This is a genomic window from Pseudomonas sp. GW821-FHT10B02 (assembly GCF_059415665.1).
Window position 1 is genome coordinate 267432 of record NZ_JBWKNR010000002.1, and the last position, 22686, is coordinate 290117.

Consider the following 22686-nt stretch of genomic DNA (forward strand, 5'->3'; position numbering starts at 1 on the left):
CCTGTTCAAGGTGGGTCAAGGAAAAACTGTCGACTGTCCTGTAGATAGAGTTCGCGCGATTGCGGATCCAGCCACTGCGCATACAGTTGTGGCAGGGTATCGCGGCGCAAGGATTTGAGCAGCTGGTCGATATGGCCGATGGCCTCGCGTCCCAGTGGCGTGTCGGCACAGCCGACGTGGATGAACTGGTAGCGCGCCACGCCCTGGATCGGATAGAACCTGTAGTCGTCTGTTGTCCATCCTTGCTGCTGGATCAGGTATCGGGCCTCCGGCCAGTAACCGAGCAGCAGCTGCAAACGCTGGCGTTTTTGCATCTGCAACAGGTTGCTGACCGCATCATTGCCATAGTGACGGCTGAGCGTTTCGTCCGACAGAGTCTTGAGCAAGGCGTCGACCGGCGGGCTGTAGCTGCGCTCGGCAACTACGCCCAGTTTGAGCGAGGTGCTGGTGAGCAATGTGCGCAGGTCGATTTCCTGGTTTTTCAGGTAAGGCGACAGTAACGCCTGGTCTTGTTGGCGTACCACCAGGCCGCTACTGAGAATGCCCAGGCTCGGTTGTGAAAAGTGCACATAGCGGGCGCGTTCGGGGGTCCAGAGCAGGGTGGGATCGCAAGTGAGGCGGCCTTCTTGCAGCATCTGATTGCCACGTGCGCGATTGACCCGCATGACGCTGTGGTCGTATTCGGGCATTTTCTCGATCAGCATGGGCAACAACTGATCCACGACACCCTGGCCTTTGCCGGTGCCTTCGAAGACGGTCAACGGCGGCAAGTCGCGCAGCACCCAGAGCAGTCGCTCCTTGGCCGCGGCAACCCCGGGCATGCTCGCACCCAGCAGGGTACACAACATCAAGGCCAGCAGCGTGCGGCAACGCGGACGCTTGCGATCGGTCATGTACGGGTCTCCGCTGTCGGGCCGGGAACAGGGTTAGAGGCGATGCTTTACACCGCGCCCTGCGCGCGCAGGCGGGCAATTTCCGGTGCGTCGTAGCCCAGCTCACCCAGCAATTGTTCGGTATGCGCGCCCAGTTCAGGGCCGACCCATTCGCTGGAGCCTGGCGTTTCCGACAACTTGGGCACGATCCCGGGCATCTTGAACGGCTTGCCGTCGGGGAGTTTGGCTTGCAGGAACATCTCGCGGGCCAGAAACTGCGGGTCGCTGAACATGTCTTCGGCACTGAAGATGCGGCTGGCCGGGACCTGGGCGTCGTTGAGCACCTGCATCAGCGTATCCAGCGGCTCGCTGCGGGCCCAGCGGTCGATGACCGCGTACAGTTCGTCGCGGCGCAGATCGCGGCCATCGTTACTGGCCAGCGCTGGATCATCGGCCAGGTCCTGGCGACCGATGGCCTGCATGAAGCGTTTGAAGATCGCATCGCCGTTGGCGCCGATCTGTACATGCTTGCCATCGGCGCTGGTGTGAATCGACGAAGGGGTGATGCCGGGCATGATGTTGCCGGTACGTTCACGAATGAAGCCGAACACGTCGAACTCGGGCACCATGCTTTCCATCATCGCGAAAATTGCCTCGTACAAGGCGACATCCACCACTTGGCCCGCACCGCCATTGACCTCGCGATGACGCAAAGCCATCAAGGCGCCGATCACACCCCAGAGCGCGGCAATGGAATCGCCGATGGAAATGCCGGTGCGTACCGGTGGGCGATCCTCGAAGCCGGTGATGTACCGCAGCCCGCCCATCGACTCACCGACTGCGCCAAAGCCCGGTTGATCCTTCATCGGCCCGGTCTGGCCAAAGCCGGACAGACGCACCATGACCAGCTTCGGGTTCAGGCTGTGCAAGGTGTCCCAGCCCAGGCCGAGTTTTTCCAGCACACCGGGACGGAAGTTCTCGATAAGAATGTCGGCATCGGCCAGCAGCTTTTTCAGGATCTCGATGCCTTCGGCATGCTTGAGGTTGAGGGTCAGCGACTGTTTGTTACGGGCCTGGACGAACCACCACAGCGACGTGCCCTCGTACAGCTTGCGCCATTTGCGCAGCGGGTCGCCGCCATCGGGCGACTCGACCTTGATCACCTGGGCACCGAATTCGGCGCAGATGCGCGAGGCAAACGGGCCGGCGATCAAGGTGCCGAGTTCGATGACTTTGAGGCCGGCGAGGGGTTTGCTGGGCGTAGGCATGAGGCATCCGTAGCAGCTGGGCAGAGCCCCCGTTTTTATCATAGCTGGGCGCGCCCAGATACTGCCGCGGCGCAAGGAACATGCGGATCGGTTAGACTGGGCGACTTTCCTTGCCGCAAGAAGCCCGTCCATGGCCCAGCCTTCCACCACCTACAAGTTTGAACTGAACCTCACCGATCTCGACCGCGGCGTGTACGAAAGCGTCAAGCAGACCATCGCCCGTCACCCGTCGGAAACCGAAGAGCGCATGGCCGTACGGCTGCTGGCCTACGCCCTGTGGTACAACGAGCAACTGAGCTTTGGTCGGGGTCTGTCGGATGTGGACGAAGCTGCCCTGTGGGAAAAAAGCCTGGACGACCGCATCCTGCACTGGATTGAAGTCGGTCAACCGGACGCCGAACGCCTGACCTGGTGCTCGCGCCGTACCGAGCGCACCAGCCTGCTTGCCTATGGCAGCCTGCGCGTATGGGAGAACAAGGTTGTCCCGGCGGTCAAGAACCTCAAGAACCTGAACATCGCTGCCGTACCGCAGGAAGTGCTCGAGACCCTGGCCACCGACATGCCGCGTGCGATCAAGTGGGACGTGATGATCAGTGAAGGCACGATCTTCGTCACTGATGACCGTGGTCAGCATGAAGTGCAGCTGCAGTGGCTGCTGGGCGAGCGCGGCTGACGTTATGCGCATCGAACCACGCCCCCTGCCGGACACCTTGCCGTTTCTTGGCGACCTGCCGCCGCTGCTGACCCGGCTGTACGCCGCCCGTGGCGTGCACAGTGCGGCGGAACTGGACAAAAGCCTGGCACGCCTGCTGCCTTACCAGCAGCTCAAAGGTATCGACGCAGCGGTAGACCTGCTGGTCGAGGCCCTGGCCCAGCGCCAGCGCATCCTGATCGTTGGCGACTTCGATGCCGATGGCGCGACCGCCAGCACTGTAGGGGTGTTGGGTCTGCGTCTGTTGGGGGCGGCGCATGTCGATTACCTGGTGCCCAATCGTTTCGAATACGGTTATGGCCTGACCCCGGAAATCGTTCAGGTTGCCCTGGAACGCCAGCCTCAGCTGTTGATTACCGTGGACAACGGTATTTCCAGCGTAGAGGGTGTGGCCGCAGCCAAGGCTGCCGGGCTGAAGGTGCTGGTCACCGATCACCACCTGCCAGGTCATGAACTGCCGGCAGCCGATGCCATCGTCAATCCCAACCAGCCCGGCTGCGAGTTCCCGAGCAAGGCGCTGGCCGGGGTCGGGGTGATTTTCTACGTGCTGATGGCCTTGCGCGCACGCTTGCGCAGCCTCGGGCATTACGACAACGCGCCACAACCGAATATCGGCGAACTGCTCGATCTGGTCGCCCTGGGCAGTGTTGCTGACGTCGTGCCCCTGGACGCCAACAACCGCATCCTCGTACATCAAGGCCTTGAGCGGATCAGGGCAGGGCGGGCCCGGCCCGGGCTCAAGGCCATCCTTGAGGTGGCGCGGCGTGATCATGCACGCATCACCTCCACTGACCTCGGCTTCATCCTCGGCCCGCGCCTGAACGCCGCCGGTCGTCTGGACGACATGAGCCTGGGTATCGAATGCCTGCTCAGTGACGACCCCAACCTGGCGCGGGAAATGGCCGGGCAACTGGATGAGCTGAACCAGGACCGCAAGTCGATCGAGCAGGGTATGCAGCGTGAAGCCCTGGCCCAGCTCAAGGATCTGCCACTGGAGTCGATGCCGTTCGGCCTATGCCTGTTCGAACCGGACTGGCACCAGGGGGTGATCGGTATCCTGGCCTCGCGCCTCAAGGAGCGTTACCACCGGCCGACCATCGCCTTTGCCGATGCCGGCGAAGGCATGCTCAAGGGCTCGGCCCGTTCGGTGCCGGGCTTTCACATCCGCGACGCCCTGGACGCCGTGGCGGCACAGCATCCGCAACTGATCAGCAAGTTCGGTGGCCATGCCATGGCTGCCGGCCTGTCCTTGCCTGCCGACAACTTCCCGGCGTTTGCCCAGGCTTTCGATGAAGAAGTGCGCAGGCAGTTGCGCGAAGATGACCTGACCGGTCGCCTGCTCTCCGATGGCAGTCTGGCCGTTGAAGAGTTTCACCTGGAACTGGCGCGTGCCCTGCGTCACGCCGGGCCGTGGGGCCAGCACTTCCCCGAGCCGCTGTTTCACGGGGTGTTCCAGCTGGTCGAACAACGGGTGGTGGGCGAGCGGCACCTGAAAGTGGTGCTCAAGAGCGAGTGCGGCTCGGTCAAACTCGATGGCATCGCCTTTGGCGTCGATCGTGAAGTCTGGCCCAACCCGACGGTGCGTTGGGTCGAACTGGCGTACAAGCTCGACGTCAACGAGTTCCGCGGTCAGGAAAGCGTGCAACTGATGATCGCGCATATCGAGCCGCGCTGAACTCAAGGGGCAAAGTGGTCTAGGCTCAGAATGATTGGTCGAAGAACCTGCGGGGAAGATTCTGTGGTCGGCCGGTCAACTATCTGGAGCCTTACCACTTGATTTGAGAGGTGCCCCATGAGTCTGCTGCTTGCACCCTATACCCTGCGCCACCTGACCCTGCCCAACCGTATTGCCGTTTCTCCCATGTGCCAATACTCCAGTGTCGATGGCCTGGCCAATGACTGGCACTTGGTCCACCTGGGCAGCCGCGCGGTGGGCGGTGCCGGGCTGATCTTCACCGAGGCCACAGCGGTTACCGCCGACGGGCGCATCACCGCCCAGGATCTCGGGCTGTGGGATGACGCGCAGATCCCGCCGCTGCAGCGTATTACCCGTTTCATTACTGCTCAGGGCGCGGTTCCCGGCATTCAACTGGCGCATGCCGGACGCAAGGCCAGTACCTATCGGCCGTGGCTGGGCAAGCAGGGGAGCGTCAAGCCCGCAGACGGCGGCTGGGTACCGGTCGGTCCGTCAAAAATTGCCTTCGATCCGCAGCACACCGCGCCTGTCGAGATGAGCAAAGCGCAGATCGATGAAGTGATTCAGGCCTTCGTCGACGCCGCGCAGCGTGCATTGACAGCAGGTTTCAAGGTGGTTGAAGTGCATGCGGCGCATGGCTATCTGCTGCATCAGTTTCTGTCGCCGTTGAGCAACCAGCGACGTGATGAATACGGCAGCAATTTCGAAAATCGCATTCGCCTGACCTTGCAGGTGACCGAGGCGGTGCGGGAAGTCTGGCCGGAGGAGTTGCCGGTGTTCGTGCGGCTATCGGCTACCGATTGGGTTGAAGATGGCTGGAACCCGGACGAGACCGTCGAGTTGGCCAAGCGCTTGCGCAAATTGGGTGTGGACCTGATCGATGTGTCCTCCGGCGGCACGTCGGTGAACGCCGAGATTCCTACCGGGCCTGGGTACCAGACACAGTTTGCCGCCAAAGTGCGCGAAGAGTCGGGGATTGCCACCGGAACGGTCGGGATGATTACTGACCCGATGCAGGCCGAAACCATTTTGCGCACGGCGCAGGCCGATATCATTTTCCTGGCGCGAGAGCTGTTGCGTGATCCGTATTGGCCGCTGCATGCCGACGATGACCTGGGCGGCAACAAGGCAACCTGGCCGGCTCAGTACCAGCGCGCGACCAGTCGTGAGCAACCGATTCATGAGTCGGATTTACGCGACTGACATCTGTGGGAGCCGGCTTTGCCGGCGATGCCCGGCGCCGCCGGGCCGGGGGTACTACGCAGCGAACGCGGACCGCCCCATCGCCGGCAAGGCCGGCTCCCACAATATGAGCTGGATCAGGTCAGTTCGCCGACAGCCCGCCATGCCTCATCGATCGCCGCATGCGCATACGCACTCCAGGCCGCATCGGAGTTGGCAATGCTGACCTTGCCCACAGGCTTGCGTGCCAGTTCCATCCACTGTTCGGTCTGATCAGGATCGTCGTACAGGGTGTTGGTAAAGCAGGCATAACCATGCGGCCAACGATTGACGGTGATCGCCAGGATGTCCTGGTTGTGGTCGAAACCGCCAGGCCCGAGCATGCGCTGCAGTTGTTCACGCAACTGGCTTTCCAGCGTTTCAAATGGCGTGCCATATAGTCGCCCGCGTCCGGCGCGCGCCTGGTCACGGCTGTTCATGCCGCTATCAGGGCTGGTCGGTACGTAGACCATGTGCAGGCCGATAGGCTGTGCCGGGTCGCGTGGATGTTCGTAGCCACCCATGCTTACCGGGTAGTCCAGTTTGATCCGGCTATAGGGTTGCGTGGCGGCGTAGATTTCATGCACGCCAAGCTTCTGGAAAGCCTGCCAGTTGCGCACGATGACCTTGGTGTACACCAGCGGAAACTTCACATTCTGGCTCAGGGCATACGCCTGCTCGGCCGACAGGTCGCGCAGCAGGTACGGGATCATCATGTTGTAGCAAGCCAGAACGCAGTGCTTGCCGCGTACCTGAGCCAGTTGACCGCCGCGGCTGTAGCTGACATTCACCGCGCCATCGGTATTGCGCACGCTGACTGCGGTGCTGTTCAAGCGCAGGCGCACCGGCTGCCCGCTGCGGTCGAGCTGGCTGTAGTCGAAGTCGGCCAGGACGATATCTTCCATGTCCTTGCCCCGTGCTACCGACGGAATCAGGCTGCGCACCAGCAAGCGTGCCAGCGAGGCGTTGCCATCGGGGAAGTGATAGATGTAGGGCTCTTCCATTTCCGCCTGGGCTTCTTCGCTGATCGGCTCCAGGTTCATCGCGCTAAAACCGGGAAAACCGACGTAGTAGGCATCTGCAGCGGCCACGGTATCGATGCTCAGGGCCATGAAGTCGTTGGTGCGGCCCTGAAAGTACTTCACCGCGGTGGGCGACAGGCCGACGTCCTTGAGCAGGAAGTCGCGGTAGCTGGTGCGTTCCAGGTAGGCGGTCTTGTCCTCCAGTGACTTGCCTGCCAGGTAATCCCTGGGCGCTTGGTGCAGGTCGATCAAGGCCTTGCGGTCGCTTTCGGGCAGGGGGAAATCGTTGATGAAATCGCGGATCGAACGGGCGTTGAGCTGCCCGGGGGCAATGTCGTCGGCGACCATGGGCGTCGGGTCGCCGGTCACCAGTTTGTCTTCGCCGAAGGTTTCTTTATCGAAGAACACGCCGCGCGACAGGCCCAGGCCTGGGTAGAAACTGCGATCGAAGGCCGTTTCAAAACGCTTGATATCCACCCCGAGTTTTTTCAGCAAGCCGTTGACCTCGGCGCTGTACAGGTGGTTGGGTGACTGGAAGGCCTCGCTACCGCCGTAGCCGATAATCATCCGCCCACCAGCACTGAACTCGTTGCGCTTGGCGTGACCGCCAAAGTCGTCGTGGTTTTCGAGGATGAGGATTTTCGCCTCCGGGTGCTTTTCCCGATAGAAAAACGCCGCCGCCAGCCCGCTGATGCCACCACCGACCACCACCAGGTCGTATTCCTCTTTGATCGGCAAGGTGTCGGTGGCGAAGCTTTTTTTCTCCCAGCCCATCTGGTGCGCGACTTCAAAGGCGCCGACATGGCTGCCACGCAGGCCGGTCAATGCCGGCGGGTAGTAGCGCCCGCTTTCGGCCGCTTGCAGCAGTTGCAGCGGGGTCAGGCCCGCTGCAATGCCGATAGCGACGCCATTGATGAAGTCGCGACGGGTTATTTCCATGGGTTTCCTTACCTTAGTGTTTGAACATCACATGCCGGATGCAGGTGTAGTCTTCCAGCCCGTACACGGACATATCCTTGCCATAGCCAGAGAGTTTCTGGCCGCCGTGGGGCATTTCGCTGACCAGCATAAAGTGCGTGTTGACCCAGGTACAGCCGTACTGCAGGCGCGCCGAGACGCGGTGGGCGCGGCCGACATCAGCGGTCCAGAGCGAGGAGGCCAGACCGTAGTCCGAGTCATTGGCCCAGGCCAGGGCCTGAGCCTCGTCGTCGAAACGGGTCACCGAAACCACCGGCCCGAACACTTCGCGGCGGACGATTTCGTCATCCTGTTGCGCATCGGCCAACACCGTGGGTTCAAAGAAGAAGCCATCACCGGCCACCGCCTTGCCGCCGGTGATCAGGCGAATATGCGGCTGGGCGATGGCCCGCTCGACCATGGCCGCCACCCGGTCGCGGTGCTGGGCAGTGATCAGCGGGCCCAGTTCGGTGTCCGGGTCGTTCTGCAGACCGTGCTTGATACTCGCTACAGCCTTGCCGAGTTTCTCCACGAACTGCTCGTAGATGCCGCTCTGGGCATAGATGCGGCAGGCGGCGGTGCAGTCCTGGCCTGCGTTGTAGAAGCCGAAGGTGCGGATGCCTTCGACGGCGGCATCGATATCGGCATCGTCGAAAATAATCACCGGAGCCTTGCCGCCCAACTCCATGTGCATGCGCTTCACGCTGTCGGCGGTGCTGGCGATGATGTTGGCACCGGTGGCGATGGAACCGGTCAGCGACACCATGCGCACTTTCGGGTGGGTAACCAGCGGCGTGCCGACACTCGGTCCCCGGCCAAAGAGGATATTCAGCACGCCGGCGGGAAACAGCTCGGCGGCCAGTTGCGCCAGGCGCAGGGCGGTGAGGGGTGTCTGTTCCGAAGGTTTGAGCACCACGGTGTTGCCAGCGGCCAGGGCCGGGGCGATCTTCCAGGCGACCATCATCAACGGGTAGTTCCACGGGGCGATGGAGGCGACTACACCAAGCGGGTCGCGGCGAATCATCGAGGTATGCCCCGGCAGGTATTCACCAGCGGCCGAGCCGCCCGGGCAACGGCTGGCACCGGCGAAGAAGCGAAACACATCGGCAATTGCCGGGATCTCGTCGTTGAGCGCCGCCGCATAGGGTTTGCCACAGTTGTCCGATTCCAGCCGGGCCAGTTCCTCGCCATGTGCTTCGATGCTGTCCGCCAGCTTCAGCAACAGCAGCGAACGTTCCTTGGGCGTGGTCTGCGACCAGCTTTCGAAGGCACGGTCGGCGGCACGCACGGCGGCATCGACCTGGGACTCGCTGGCTTCGTTGATCTCCACCAGCACGCTGCCCAGCGCCGGGTTGAGTACCGCCAGCGCGTTACCTTCGCCAGCAACCAGTTGGCCATTGATCAGCAGTCGGGTTTGCATGATTTACGTCCTCCTAATGTTATTTGCCGCTGCCGGCAACGCTTTCGCCGCCGCGGGTCAAGTAGTAGGCGCCGAGGATCGGCAGCATGGTCACCAGCATCACCAGCATGGCGACCACATTGGTCACCGGTACATCACGCGGCCGGCTGAGCTGGTTGAGCAACCAGATCGGCAGGGTGCGTTCGTGGCCGGCGGTAAAGGTGGTGACGATGATTTCATCGAACGACAGGGCGAAGGCCAGCATGCCGCCTGCCAACAGGGCCGAGCCGAGGTTGGGCAGGATGATGTAGCGGAAGGTCTGCCAGCCGTCGGCGCCGAGGTCCATCGAGGCCTCGATCAGGCTGTGGGAAGTGCGGCGCAGGCGGGCAATGACGTTGTTGTAGACGATTACCACGCAGAACGTCGCGTGACCAACGACGATGGTGAAAATCCCAGGCTCGATGCCCAGGGTCTTGAACGCCGACAGCAGGGCGATACCGGTGATGATCCCGGGCAGCGCAATCGGCAGGATCAGCATCAGCGAGATGCTTTCCTTGCCAAAGAAGCTGCGTCGGTACAGCGCTGCCGACGCCAGGGTGCCCAGCACCAGGGCGATCAGCGTGGCCAGGCAGGCGACCTGCGCCGACAGTTTGATCGCTTCAAGCACATCGGGCCGGGAAAACGCCACGCTGAACCACTTCAGGGTAAAGCCCTGGGGCGGGAAGCTGAACGCCGCATCCTGGGTGTTGAAGGCATACAGAAAGATGATCAGGATCGGGAAGTGCAGGAACACCAACCCACCCCAGGCCGCCAGGCGCAGGCCCCAGGACGCTTGTTCAGAGTGCATCGAAAGCCCCCAGGCGTTTGACCATGGACAGGTAGATGGCGATCAGCACGATCGGCACCAGGGTGAAGGCTGCGGCCATCGGTATGTTGCCGATCGCGCCTTGCTGGGCGTAGACCATGCTGCCAATGAAGTAGCCGGGAGGGCCGACCAGTTGCGGCACGATGAAGTCGCCCAGGGTCAGCGAGAAGGTGAAGATCGAGCCGGCGGCGATGCCTGGCACCGAGAGCGGCAGGATCACCTGCATGAAGGTTTGCCGGGGCTTGGCGCCGAGGTCAGCCGAGGCTTGCAGCAGCGATGGCGGCAAGCGCTCCAGCGCGGCCTGGATGGGCAGGATCATGAACGGCAGCCAGATGTAGACAAACACCAGAAAGCGCCCCAGGTGCGAGGTCGACAGGGTGCTGCCGCCGACCCCGGGAATGCCGAGAATGAACTGCAGCACAGGTTCCAGGTTGAGCTGCTGGACGAACCATTGAGCCACGCCGCCTTTGGCCAGCAGCAGGGTCCAGGCATAGGCTTTGACGATATAGCTGGCCCACATCGGCATCATCACCGCGATGTAGAAAAAGGCCTTGGTCTTGCCGCTGGTGTAGCGGGCCATGTAGTAGGCGATCGGAAACGCCAGGGTGGCGCTGGCGATCGATACGGCAATGGCCATGCCCAGCGTGCGCAGGATGATGTCGAAGTTCGACGGATTGAACAGGGCGGCGAAATTGGCCAGGGTCAATTCCGGGGTGACCGCCATGGTGAAATCGTCGAAGGTGTAGAAGCCCTGCCAGAGCAGGCTCAGCAACGAACCGAGGTAGATCGCCCCGAACCAGATCAGGGGTGGCACCAGCAGCAGCGCCAGATAAAGATTGGGGCGTCGGTAGAGCAGGTCGCAGAAGCGTCGCAGGGCCAGGTTCATCTTACTGGCCCCCGTTCAATACGGTTTCCTGCAGTGAGGTCATCGCTTCCCGTGCCCAGCGGGCCTGCAGGCGTTGGCCGGTCTGCCAGGGCGTGGCCTGCTGCTGCCATTGATTGTTGGCCTGGCTGACACACAGCAACTGGCCATTGTCGAGCTTCAGCTCGTAGCGGGTGGCGCTGCCCTGGTACTGGATATCGTGCAGCAGGCCGCTGACCTGGACTTCATCGCTGGCGGCAGGCTGCTCGCCCAGACGAATGTGTTCCGGACGAATCGAGAAGGGCAACTGGCTGCCGTTCAGCTGCGCCGCCAGTTCACCACGCAGCACGTTGGAGGTACCGACGAACTCGGCAACAAACGTGGTGGCCGGCTTCATGTAAAGATTGCGCGGCGTATCGACCTGCTCAATGCGGCCGCGATTGAACACTGCGACCCGATCGGACATCGACAGCGCTTCGGTCTGGTCATGGGTGACGAAAATGAAGGTGATGCCCAACTGGCGCTGCAGTTTTTTCAACTCGCTCTGCATCTGTTCGCGCAGCTTCAGATCCAGTGCGCCCAAGGGCTCGTCGAGCAGCAGCACACGCGGGCGGTTGACCAGAGCGCGGGCCAGGGCCACACGCTGGCGCTGACCGCCGGACAGTTGCGCCGGCTTGCGCTGCCCGTAACCGCCCAGGGCGACCATGCTCAGGGCTTCTTCGGCGCGGCTCAGGCGTTCCTGTTTGCCCACGCCTTTGACTTTCAGGCCATAAGCGACGTTATCGAGCACATTCATGTGCGGGAACAGGGCGTAGTCCTGGAATACCGTGTTGACGTCGCGCTGGTACGGCGGCAACCCGGCCGCCTCGGCACCGTGGATACGGATGGAGCCGGCGCTGGGCTGTTCGAAGCCGGCAATCAGGCGCAGGCAGGTGGTTTTGCCTGAACCCGAGGGGCCGAGCATGGAGAAAAATTCGCCGTCATGGATGTCGATGGACACCCGGTCTACGGCCTTGACCTCGGCAAAACTGCGGGAAACATCGGTGAACTGGACTGCAAGGGTCATGTGCGGTGCTCCGAGTCTCTAGACTGGATCGCGGGGCAAGCCCGCTCCTACAGTGTGGGAGCGGGCTTGCCCCGCGAAGAGGCCCTAACGGCCACCCATGATTGCGATGTAGTCCTGAGTCCAGCGGCTATAAGGCACGAACTTGCCACCCTCGGCCTGTGGGGTTTTCCAGAAGGCGATTTTGTCGAAGTTGTCGAAGCCATTGGTCTTGCAGCCTTCGGCGCCGAGCAATTCGCTGCCGGTACAGGCTGCCGGTACCGCCGGCAGCGAACCGAACCAGGCCGCCACGTCGCCTTGGACCTTGGGTTGCAGCGACCAGTCCATCCATTTATAGGCGCAGTTGGGGTGCTTGGCCTCGGCATGCAGCATGGTGGTATCGGCCCAGCCGGTGGCACCTTCCTTGGGAATGGTCGACGACACCGGCTGTTTGTCGGCCTTCAGGGTGTTGACCATATAGCCCCAGGAGCTGGAAGCGACCACGCCCTCGTTTTTCACATCGCTCATCTGCACAGTCGCGTCATGCCAGTAGCGATGGATCAGCGGCTGTTGCTGACGCAGCAGTTCGAGCACCGCCTTGTACTGGGTTTCGTTGAGTTCGTAGGGGTTCTGGATACCCAGCTCCGGCTTCGCCGATTTCAGGTACAGCGCCGCGTCGGCAATATAGATTGGCCCGTCGTAAGCCTGCACTCGTCCTTTGTTCGGCTTGCCGTCCGGCAGGTTCTGCGGTTCGAAGATCACCCCCCAACTGGTGGGCGCCTCCTTGAATACATTGGTGTTGTACAGCAATACGTTGGGGCCCCACTGGTAAGGGGTGCCGAACACCTGATTGTTCACCACATACCAGGCGCCATCCTTCAAACGCGGGTCAAGGTTCTTCCAGTTCGGGATCAGCGCGGTGTTGATCGGTTGAATGCGCTTGCCGGCAATCAGGCGCAGCGAGGCGTCGCCCGAGGCAGTGACCAGGTCGTAACCACCCTTGGTCATCAGACTGACCATTTCATCGGAGGTGGCGGCGGTCTTGACGCTGACCTTGCAACCGGTTTCCTTCTCGAAACCGCTGACCCAGTCGTAGGCCTTGTCACTTTCACCGCGCTCGATGTAGCCGGGCCAGGCAACGATATCCAGCTGGCCTTCGCCGTCACCCACCGCCTTGAGCGGCTCGGCGGCCTGCAAGCTGGCGCTGGCCAGCAAGGCGGTACTCAGAACGCTGAACAATGCGGTCTTGTGCGCTGACATGGTGTTCCCTCTTGTTTGAAATTATGGTCGGGGCAGTAACAAACAAAGGTACAAGCGTAGTGCGGTTATCGTCGGTTGGTTCCTGGTGATCGCCCTGGCGTGCAGGGGCATCATGAGGGGTGGCCTCACAATTGGTTTTATCGTTGGCTGTCAGTGTATATCCTTTTTTTCGATGAGGATGAGGCGCCCATATCGCGGGGCAAGCCCGCTCCCACAGCGATGCATTTTTAAGGTTTGCCTGATAGCCCGCCTTACTCCCCGTTCCCTAGACTCGTCCGCCAGATCAACCTCCTGGCAGGACATCACATGCAACTCAGGAACTTGCGGCTGGCCCAGCGTGCCACGCTGATTTTCGTCATCATCAACCTGCTGGTCGTAGCGCTTGGCGCGATTTCCCTCTGGCAGATGGGGCGGGTTCGTGCAGCGGCGGTGGAGATCGAGCGCAACTGGATGGAAAGTGTCCGGCAGGCCGGAACCATCGACGCGATGGTATTGCGCATGCGCCTGGAAAGTTTCCGGATGATCAACTCTGCCAGTCCCGAGGTGCGAAGGGCTTCGGCCGATACAGTGGCCGATATCCGGGTCAAACTGAAACAGATGGTGGAGGGCTACCAGAAGCAGGTCAGCAGCCCTGAAGAAGAGCAGATTTATCAGGCGGTCAAGCTGGGTATCGCTGTGTATGACAGCAAGCTTGATGCACTCCTGCAGATCGCCCTTTCGGGGGCAGCGCAGGACGCCATCGACTACATCGACAAGCACATCCGCCAACCCACCAACGAACTTCAGGCGACCATTGGCAAGCTTGTGGTGCTCAATCGTGAGGGCGGTCGGCAATCGGGCATCGAGTCGGAAGCGATTTATCAGCGCTCGATCATTACGGTGATCGGTATCGGTGCGTTGGTGATTGGCTTGAGTGTCATTCTCGGCATCCTCTTCGCTCGCAGCATCAGTGTGCCTCTGCTGTCGGTATTGAATGTCAACCGCAAGATCGCCGAAGGTGACCTGCGTACCGAGCTGGTAGTTACCGGCAAGGATGAACTGTCCGACCTGATGCGCTCGACCATCGCCATGCAGACGAGTCTGCGGGACACCATCCAGCACATGGGCAATTCGGCCACCCAGCTGGCCGCGGCGGCGGAAGAAATGCATTTGGTGACCGAGGATTCGAGCAACGGCCTGCAGCGCCAGAACGATGAGATCGAACAGGCGGCAACGGCTGTGAATGAAATGTCCGTTGCCGTCGAGGAGGTCGCCAGGAACGCGGCCTCGGCCTCGGAGTCTGCTCAGGCATCGGACGCTTCCAGCCAGATCGGCTCCGAGCGGGTGCTGGAAACCGTCGAGGCGATCCGCAGCCTTACCGGCATCGTCACCCGTACCAGTGGGGAAGTGGAAGGGCTGGCCAGCAAGGCCCAGAACATCACCAAGGTGCTGGACGTGATCCGTGCCATCGCCGAGCAGACCAATCTGCTGGCGCTCAATGCCGCGATCGAGGCGGCCCGGGCCGGCGACCAGGGGCGCGGCTTCGCCGTGGTGGCCGATGAGGTGAGGGCCTTGGCCCATCGCACTCAGGAGTCCACCAAGGAAATCGAAAGCATGATTGCCGATATCCAGACCGGGGCCGAGCAGGCCGTGCTGGCCATGGGACAGAGTTGTACCGACGCCCAGAGCACCCTGAGTATTGCCCAGGACGCTGGCGCTGCACTGGACGCGATTTCCCGTTCGATCACCGAGATCAACGAACGCAACTTCCTGATCGCCACCGCCTCGGAGGAGCAGGCGCAAGTGGCGCGCTCGGTGGATAGCAATCTGGTCAGCATCCGTGATCTGTCGATCCAGACTTCGGCGGGGGCCAACCAGACCGCTACGGCGAGCAACGAACTGGCGAAGCTGGCCATCGTCATGAGTGACCTGACCAAACGATTCCTGACCTGAGGAATAAAGCAATGCAACTGGCAGACCTGGATATTGGTGAGTTGATTGAGGTGATCGGCCTCGCCCTCATCCCGATCATTTTCGACGGTGTGGACAAGGACACGCCCGCCCACGCATTGCGTGCGCGGGCACGCCTGAACGCCGAGGTCATGGGGAGGGTGGCGGCGGTCTTGTATTGTGGTAACCGGGTTGGTCCGGACATCGGCGAACTGATCGAGCTGTTCACCCGGCACATGTGCAAGGAGCATCTGAATGCCTTCAATCGGGTGCTGGGCCCGGAGGGGCACCTGAGTCGGCTGGATTGAAATGCTATCGAGAATCACCCCCCGATTTTTAAGGATTTGCTGATGGTTTGCGTGTCGCTGGCACGCTTACTCTTCGGCGATGAAGCTTAAGCAGTTCCTCCAGCCCGCCGACGCCTTTTTTTCCACGCCCAAAGCGGCGCGCAGGTTGCTGCGTCTGTTCGCTCAGGTGATGGTGCTGGGCGCTGTGGTGGGGGCGATCATTGCGGTGGGGGCGGTCTTCAACAGAGAGATCTCCCGTCGCCAGGGTTATATGGGGGATGCCATTACCAATGCGCGGGTGTTCTTCACCCAGCGTGAGGCGTTTTTGCGTACCCTTGCTCTGTGCGCCGCCAACCTGCCCGGCGAATCGGCTGAACGCTCCCCAGGGCGCATACTGCTGTCAGAGCGGACACTCGATTTCCTGCGTCAGCACCGCGTCAATCTGCTGCAGATTACCGGGCAGGCTCAGATGCAGCTCGCTTACCTGAGCACGGGTATCCCGTTCAAACTGCCAGTGTCCGACGACATTCTCGCTCGCTTGCGTCTCTTCGATGTCGACTCGCCGGTCGTGGCCCAGGGCGTCTGGCTCACCGATAGCAGCAGCTCGCCCGCACGTCTGTATCTGTTCACCCTGGCTGATCGGCACCAGCCTGGCGCGGGCTGGATCGGCATGGAAATGGACGCCTCCGACGTTACCAACACGTTGCACGACGACAAGGCCGGGCAATTCATGATGGTCAACCCTGGCGGTGATGTGATGATGAGCAGCGCCGGCCATGCGCAGGATGTCCACCCGTTACTGGCCATGCCCGCCGGCAAGAGTTTCGGCTTTTCGGGGAGCGGGTGGCTGCCCGACCAGTTGGTGATGCGCAAGAAGCTCGGGTACTCGAACTGGACCATCTTCTATGTCCTGGACCTGTACTCGTTGCTCAAGGTGGTGTTCTGGCCCTTGGTGCTTTCCGTGCTGACAATCCTGGGCGTGGGGATGTCAGTCTGCCGCCTGGTATCGCGCATCGAACGTCGGCTGATCATCCCGGCGATCCGGCGCATCGACGCGCTGATCGAAAGCGAGACATTCAGCCGGGCAGTCATCCAGACTGCACCGGTTGCCCTTTGCGTGTTGCGCCGTGCCGACGGCCAGGTGGTGTTGGAGAACCGCCTGTCCGAGCAGTGGCTGGGTGAGTGTAACGAGCGCGAGCGCCTGCACCATCGCTGGATCGAGCAGGCTTTCGATGAAGCCCGGTCGATCCGCACCGACGAATTTCAGGCCGGCAATGGTCGCCACTTGTACCCGAGTTTCGTGAAAACCCGCTACAACGGTGAGGATGTGCTGTTCTGCGCCTTCAGCGATATCAGTTCGCGCAAGCAGATGGAGGCAGCGATGGCCGCCGCCAAGCGTAGCGCCGATGCCGCCAACGAAGCCAAGACGCTGTTCCTGGCGACCATGAGCCATGAGATCCGCACGCCACTCTATGGGGTACTCAGCACCCTCGAGCTGCTGGGCAAGACCGAGCTCAAGAGCCAGCAGAAGGCCTATCTCCAAGCCATCGAAAGTTCATCCAGTGCGTTGCTCAACCTGGTCTGCGATGTGCTCGACGTGGCCAAAATAGAAGCCGGGCAACTGGTGCTGGATGAGCGCGATTTCAAGCCACTGGAACTGGTCTACAGCGTGATCCAGAGCTATGCCTGCGCAGCGCGAGGCAAGGGGCTTCACCTCTACGCCTTTGTCGATCCGCAGATCCCGCAAGTACTTCACGGTGACGCGACACGTATCCGTCAGGTGCTGAACAACCTGCTCAGCAATGCCGTGAAATTCACCGACAGTGGCCAGGTGGTGCTGCGGGTATGTGCGGGAGCGGTTGAGGGTGAACAACTGAATGTGCACTGGCAGGTTTCTGACAGTGGCCGTGGCATCGACCCGCAGGACCAGGTCTTTCTCTTCGATCCGTTCTACCAGACGGGAGCCAGCGCCAACACCATCGCCGGCACCGGCCTGGGGCTGTCCATTTGCCAGCGTCTGGCAGGCTTGATGAAGGGGGCGATACGGGTGGTCAGCACGCCAGGTCTGGGCAGTAGTTTCACTTTGCTGGTCGGCTTGAGGTCCCTCCAGGCGCACATCAGGCTTGAACCCGGGCTCTGGCCGAAACGGGTCCATGTCTACTCTCCGGTACGGGAGATGGCCGAGTACATCTGCAGTTGGCTGGGTGCCTGGGGGGCGAAGGCGCAAATCGGTCTGCCCGAAACCGGGACACCAGCCAGCGAGGCTGTGCTCGTCGAAGTCTACCCGTACCGGCGAGGCGCACCGATCTGCGCATGGACCGGCGCCAGGATCGTGATCACTCCTGAGGACACGGAAGAAGAGCCTTGTGCCGGGCAGCACTGGCAGGTTCGGCTGAACGACCTCGACGGGTTGTTCGACACGCTCAGGCTGGCCCAAGGAAGCCTGGATCCGGATCTGGCGCAGGTTGCCGACGACCCTGAGGTGTCGAGAAAGCTCGACCTGAAACTGCTGGTCGTCGAGGACAACATGATCAATCAGCTGATTCTCAAGAACCAGTTGGAGGTGCTGGGCTGCCAGGTGGTGTTGGCCAGCGATGGTTCACAGGCACTGCTGCTGTGGGAGAAGGACTGTTATGACGTGGTGTTGACCGATATCAACATGCCAGGCATGAACGGCTACGAGCTGGCCAGGCAACTGCGCGACCAGGGTTGCCAGGCACCGATCATCGGCGCCACCGCCAATGCGATGCGCGATGAAAGTGACCGTTGCCTGGGCGCCGGGATGCAGGAACTGCTGGTAAAACCGTTTGGCCTGGGGGATTTGTACGACTGCTTGCAGCACTACGAAAAGGTGAGCGACTGTGGCGTATAGGGTTCTGCTGGTCGAGGATCATCCTGTTCAGCAACTCTATCTGCTGGACCTGTTCCGCGCGCTTGATGGCGTGACGGTGGACGCCGTACGAAACGGCGATCAAGCCCTGGGGTGGTTGAGTACGCATGCATTTGATCTGGTGCTCTGCGACCTGATGATGCCGGGCATGGATGGCATGCAACTGGTGCAGCGCCTGGCGGCACTCGGGCAAAGGCCCAGTCTGGCCTTCATGAGTGCATTGCCCGGGCGTATGCTCAGCAGTGCGAGTCTCGCAGCCAGTCATCTGGGATTCAATGTTCTCGGCCCGCTGGCCAAGCCGGTAAGCCTTGAGGCCCTGGCCAGGCTAATGCAGAAATTGGTGGTGCCGGACGCCGGGCAACGCGCGGCGTCAGCACCGGTGCGCATGCACAGTTTGGAAACCCTGAGCGAGGCTATCCGTTCGGGACAGATTCAGCCCTGGTTCCAGCCAAAATGGTCGCTGGCCAACGGGCACATTGTCGCCGCCGAAGCTCTGGTGAGATGGGTCGACGAAGGCAGTGACGTACTGTTGCCCAGGGACTTTCTGCCAGGGATCGTCAGCTTTCGCCTGGAGGAGGCGTTGCTGATACAGGTGGTGAGCCTGACCATCGCCGCACAGTCCCTATGGCACCGCAAGGGCTACCGGGTGCCCGTGTCGATCAATCTGCCGCCGCATTTGCTGGACGACGAGGACTTGCCGGATCGCTTGCATGCTCATGTCATCAGCAAGGGCGGGGTGCCGTCGGACATCGGCTTTGAAATCATGGAAAGCTCTGTGGCCAAAGACCCAGGACACTATTTCGCTGGCGTCTGCCGCCTGCGGCTCAAGGGCTTCGGCCTGGCCCAGGACGACTTCGGCAAAGGCTTCAGTTCGTACTTCAACCTGGTCTCCACGCCGTTCACGGAGCTAAAGATCGACCGCTCCCTGGTCAGTGGTTGCGTGGAAAATGCCAACCTTGCAGCGGCGCTTTCCAGCATCGTCGCGCTGGGCAAGCAGCTTGGGCTCAAGGTCGTCGCCGAAGGGGTGGAGACTACCCAGGAGCTGGCGTTGTTGAAGCAGGTCAATTGCGATCAGGTCCAGGGTTTCCTACTCTCCAAGGCAGTGAATCCAGGGAGTTTCCTCGACCTGCTGGCCAACGAGCGTCCGGCAGGCCGGTGATCGCACTGACATCGGATAAACGAGGCATGAAATGAACACAGACTCTCTCTTTGGCTCGCTGGTCAGCAGCGCGATGCGCCTGAGCAGTGGTCTGCTGGTGACCCTTGGCCTGGTGTTGATGTTGCTCATGACCAACATCTGGGCGATCGCGCTGCTGCTTGGCAGCCAGCAGGAAAAGGCTGTCTCGCACTTTGCCCGGGTGATGGAGAACATACGGGAGCAGGAAGTATTCCTGCAGGCAATCGCCGACCGCTTGGTGGCGCCAACGGACTCGTTGCAGGGCGCACCTCCTGTGCTCAAACAGGTACGCCGGTCCGGGGATGGCGTGAACGAACTCTATGAAGTCGCTGAAAGCGACTTCTCGATGCCGTTTACGGTCGCGCTGGCCCAGCAACACCAGAATGAGCGCAGCCTGAATGCGCTGTCTGCGCTGGGCTGGCATCTGACCAATTACTACAGCCGATTCTGGGCGCTGTCGCAGTTCCCCTCGCCCCAGCTGTTCGTGTTCAGCCCGCAAAACCCTTCAAGCATCGCAGTACCTGCTGTGGGCAGGTTTCGTAGCATAAACCTGCTGGAACAGCAGAACTATACATCGGTCGCCGCCGGGCTGATGGCCCGCACGCTGAGCGATCCTGACAAGTTGCTGGATTACCGGGTGCACTGGGCACCGATTGTGTCCGGGCTGCGGGATACTGGTGGCAGGCGTGAAATTGTCGCTTATGTGGCCGGCGAGCTGCCGATCAACCCGGTGCGGGTCGACAGTAGCATGGATCGGGTGGTGGTCACCGCGTTGCTCGAACTCGGGCACTCCGGCGATGCGGTCGGCGACCTGGAGTTGCCATTCCATGGCCAATTCACCCTGATCGACCCGCAAGGTAATGTACTGACCGGCCAGCGCGAGCCCGGCGGCGCAAGGGCAGGGTTCTCACTGACGACGAGCGGGTTGCTGATCAGCACGTTCGAAAGCGACTCCGCCCAGCCACGCTGGCAGGCCCAGTACTTCGTCGATTACCCCGGACTGTTTCGCTGGCTGGCGTTGCCGGTGTTACGCCTGCTGGCTGCCTCGCTGGTACTGATCCTGGGATTGCGCTGGCTGTACCGGCGCTATCAGGCTCGCGTCGTCGCTCCGGCGAAGGAGGCACAGGCACGCCTGCTGGAGAGCCAGGCCTTCAGCCATGCGGTGATCGAAGGGGCGCCCGCCGGCCTCGTGGTCATTGGCAAGGCCGATGGCCGGATGGTGATCGAAAACCTGCGGGCACAGCAGGGCAGGCCAGTGTCCCAGGCGGTGGTGGAGCTTTTGCGCACAACCGACGCGGTCCTCGACGGCGATGCCTGTATGGTGCTCGAGGGACGTTACTACCTGGTCAATTACTCATCGGCTCGCTACCAGGAGCAGGAGGTGCAACTGTGTGCGTTCTCGGATATCACCGAGCACCAGCAGCGCTCGCTTGCCCTGCACCAGGCCAAGCAGGAGGCCGAGCGGGCGAACGAGGCCAAAACCGTCTTCCTCACCACCATGAGCCACGAAATACGCACGCCGCTCTACGGTGTACTGGGCACCCTGGAGCTGCTGGGGCTGTCGAGACTGGACAAGCGCCAGCGCGACTATCTGCAAACGATTCAGTCGTCCTCGTCGACGGTCCTGCAAGTCATCAGTGATGTACTGGATGTTTCGAAGATAGAGTCCGGCCAGCTGGCGCTCGAGACCACCGCCTTCTCGCCACTGGAGGTGGTCGAGCAGGTCATCGCGGCGCATGTCGTCAGTGCCCGGGGCAAGGGCTTGCAGGTCTATGCCTGCACCGATCCATGGATACCGGACCAACTGCTCGGCGACATGGCCAAACTGCGCCAGGTGCTGCACAACCTGGTGGGCAATGCGATCAAGTTCACCAGCATTGGCCGTGTCGTACTGCGTTGCCAGGTGCTGGAAAGCACGGATGCACAGGTGTCGCTGCGGTTCCAGGTAGCCGATACCGGTATCGGGATCAACGAGCAACAGCAGTTGCATATCTTCGAACCGTTCTATCAAGCCAGCACCAGCAACCTGGTCAGTGGCACGGGGCTGGGCCTGTCGATCTGCCAGCGCTTCGTCGAACGCATGGGCGGGCACATCACTGTCGTAAGTGAGCAGGGGCTGGGTAGCAGCTTCACTGTGCAGCTGCCCTTCGAACGTACTGCCGCGACGGTGGAGTCGGCCCCGGCAATCGACCTCGGCGGACACCAGGTCCAGGTCCGCGCGCCTGCCTGTGAACTGGCCGAGCATCTCTGCGCCTGGCTGGTCCGTTGGGGCGCCCGGGCCACAGTGGTGTCGGCCAGTCCCCACGGCGCGTTGTCCGAGGCCTTGCTGGTGGATGTCCTGGCCGACCCCGAGCAGACATTCGCCTGGTCAGGCCGACGGCTGCTGTGCGAGCACGATGGGCCGCGGGTTCCCGAATACACGGGGGAGTGCTTCAGGGTCAGTGCGCACCACCTGCGGGCCATCGCCGAGGGCGTGCGTATGGCCACCGAAGAAGTGCCCGCAGGGGCCGATCCGCTGCCCGGCGCCACACCGGCGTCACTCGGTTTTCACGTATTGGTCGCCGAGGACAATCTGGTCAATCAGGCTATCTTGAAGGAGCAGCTTGAAGCGCTGGGCTGCCGGGTCAGCGTCGCCGGCGATGGCCGGCAGGCGCTGCAGGTGTGGCAGCAGGGTGGGATCGAGGTGGTGTTGAGCGACGTCAACATGCCGGTCATGAACGGTTATGAACTCGCCAGGGCGATCCGCGCTGATAGCCGGCAGGTTCCGATCATCGGCATTACGGCTAATGCATTGCGCGACGAAGGTGAGCGTTGCATCGCCGTGGGCATGAGTGCCTGGATGGTCAAGCCGCTGCTGCTGGAGGACCTGCTGGATGTGCTCGGCGGCCTGCCGAGCGGCGGTGTCGTCCAGGATCCGGGCGCTGGCGCCGGTGTGACCGCAGGCGTGCTCTCTGATTCCATGCGCAGTCTGTTCTGCCGTACCATGCGGGTAGATATCGACGCCCTTCATGCAGCCCTTGCCACAGGTGACCAGGCCGAGGTGGTACAGCTGGTGCACTCGGTCAGCGGTGCACTGGCCGTGGTGCGTGCCGACGAGCTGTCGCAAGTGTTCGGCGACCTGGAGCAGCGACTGCATGAGCAGGCCCTGGATGCCGCGTTGCAGGCCGATTTGAGCCGGGCGCTGGACAGGCTGTTCGGGTTGGTAATGTCGATATGAAGGCCGCCGC

At 61.8% G+C, this 22686-nt stretch carries 16 protein-coding genes and 1 pseudogene; 9 read left to right on the forward strand and 8 right to left on the reverse strand.

The genetic code is table 11. The features are described 5' to 3' along the window. Window positions 1-5: 5 nt before the first annotated feature. Window positions 6-893, reverse strand: coding sequence for a TIGR02285 family protein (locus AC07OF_RS04215; RefSeq protein ID WP_157193837.1), 888 nt, complete (start codon window positions 891-893; stop codon window positions 6-8). Window positions 894-940: 47 nt separating this feature from the next. After that, the gene (locus AC07OF_RS04220) at window positions 941-2140 is read right to left on the reverse strand and encodes a CaiB/BaiF CoA transferase family protein (protein WP_476445932.1); all 1200 of its coding nucleotides are present in this window, start codon (window positions 2138-2140) and stop codon (window positions 941-943) included. Window positions 2141-2270: 130 nt separating this feature from the next. On the opposite strand from AC07OF_RS04220, the gene AC07OF_RS04225 reads away from it, so the two are divergent. The 3 genes from AC07OF_RS04225 (at window position 2271) to AC07OF_RS04235 (ending at window position 5751) form a co-directional block, all read left to right on the forward strand. Beyond that, window positions 2271-2813 carry a YaeQ family protein gene (locus AC07OF_RS04225; RefSeq protein WP_038614134.1) on the forward strand — a complete coding sequence of 181 codons (543 nt, stop codon included), beginning with the start codon at window positions 2271-2273 and terminating at the stop codon, window positions 2811-2813. A gap of 4 nt (window positions 2814-2817) precedes the next feature. Further along, on the forward strand, window positions 2818-4527 hold the full coding sequence (gene recJ / locus AC07OF_RS04230) for a single-stranded-DNA-specific exonuclease RecJ (protein ID WP_157193833.1): 1710 nt from the start codon (window positions 2818-2820) through the stop codon (window positions 4525-4527). A 117-nt stretch (window positions 4528-4644) separates the two neighbouring features. Next, window positions 4645-5751 (forward strand): NADH:flavin oxidoreductase/NADH oxidase, encoded by a 1107-nt coding sequence (locus tag AC07OF_RS04235; RefSeq protein WP_495072594.1) that lies wholly within the window; start codon window positions 4645-4647, stop codon window positions 5749-5751. A 116-nt stretch (window positions 5752-5867) separates the two neighbouring features. On the opposite strand, the gene AC07OF_RS04240 is transcribed toward AC07OF_RS04235, so the two are convergent. The 6 genes from AC07OF_RS04240 to ydcS form a co-directional block, all read right to left on the reverse strand. Further along, the gene (locus AC07OF_RS04240) at window positions 5868-7730 is read right to left on the reverse strand and encodes an NAD(P)-binding protein (protein ID WP_157193829.1); all 1863 of its coding nucleotides are present in this window, start codon (window positions 7728-7730) and stop codon (window positions 5868-5870) included. 13 nt (window positions 7731-7743) lie between these two features. Further along, window positions 7744-9168: a gamma-aminobutyraldehyde dehydrogenase gene (locus AC07OF_RS04245; RefSeq protein ID WP_476445931.1), complete on the reverse strand. Its 1425-nt coding sequence runs from the start codon at window positions 9166-9168 to the stop codon at window positions 7744-7746. Window positions 9169-9187: 19 nt separating this feature from the next. Further along, a complete protein-coding gene (locus AC07OF_RS04250; RefSeq protein WP_157193825.1) occupies window positions 9188-9994 on the reverse strand; it encodes an ABC transporter permease in 807 nt (268 codons plus the stop codon). After that, complete coding sequence (locus tag AC07OF_RS04255) at window positions 9984-10898, reverse strand: ABC transporter permease (RefSeq protein WP_495072595.1); 915 nt, start codon at window positions 10896-10898, stop codon at window positions 9984-9986. Before AC07OF_RS04255 ends, AC07OF_RS04250 begins: the two co-directional genes overlap by 11 nt. Window position 10899: 1 nt before the next feature. Continuing rightward, window positions 10900-11940, reverse strand: coding sequence for an ABC transporter ATP-binding protein (locus AC07OF_RS04260; protein ID WP_157193821.1), 1041 nt, complete (start codon window positions 11938-11940; stop codon window positions 10900-10902). 84 nt (window positions 11941-12024) lie between these two features. Continuing rightward, on the reverse strand, window positions 12025-13176 hold the full coding sequence (ydcS, locus tag AC07OF_RS04265; protein WP_157193819.1) for a putative ABC transporter substrate-binding protein YdcS: 1152 nt from the start codon (window positions 13174-13176) through the stop codon (window positions 12025-12027). A 306-nt stretch (window positions 13177-13482) separates the two neighbouring features. Here ydcS and AC07OF_RS04270 point away from each other — a divergent pair. The 6 genes and pseudogenes from AC07OF_RS04270 to AC07OF_RS04295 form a co-directional block, all read left to right on the forward strand. Continuing rightward, a pseudogene (locus AC07OF_RS04270) lies at window positions 13483-14250 on the forward strand (MCP four helix bundle domain-containing protein); the annotation flags it as partial. Between the two features lie 69 nt (window positions 14251-14319). Then, entirely contained in the window at window positions 14320-15108 is a 789-nt protein-coding gene (locus AC07OF_RS04275) for a methyl-accepting chemotaxis protein (RefSeq protein ID WP_495072652.1), read from the forward strand. Window positions 15109-15119: 11 nt separating this feature from the next. Further along, window positions 15120-15413, forward strand: coding sequence for a hypothetical protein (locus AC07OF_RS04280; protein WP_157193815.1), 294 nt, complete (start codon window positions 15120-15122; stop codon window positions 15411-15413). 79 nt (window positions 15414-15492) lie between these two features. Continuing rightward, the gene (locus AC07OF_RS04285; protein WP_157193813.1) at window positions 15493-18264 is read left to right on the forward strand and encodes a response regulator; all 2772 of its coding nucleotides are present in this window, start codon (window positions 15493-15495) and stop codon (window positions 18262-18264) included. After that, a complete protein-coding gene (gene pvrR, locus AC07OF_RS04290; protein ID WP_476445928.1) occupies window positions 18254-19441 on the forward strand; it encodes a response regulator cyclic di-GMP phosphodiesterase PvrR in 1188 nt (395 codons plus the stop codon). The genes AC07OF_RS04285 and pvrR overlap by 11 nt, the downstream gene beginning before the upstream one ends. 31 nt (window positions 19442-19472) lie before the next feature. Continuing rightward, on the forward strand, window positions 19473-22676 hold the full coding sequence (locus AC07OF_RS04295) for a hybrid sensor histidine kinase/response regulator (protein WP_495072596.1): 3204 nt from the start codon (window positions 19473-19475) through the stop codon (window positions 22674-22676). Window positions 22677-22686 lie beyond the last annotated feature (10 nt).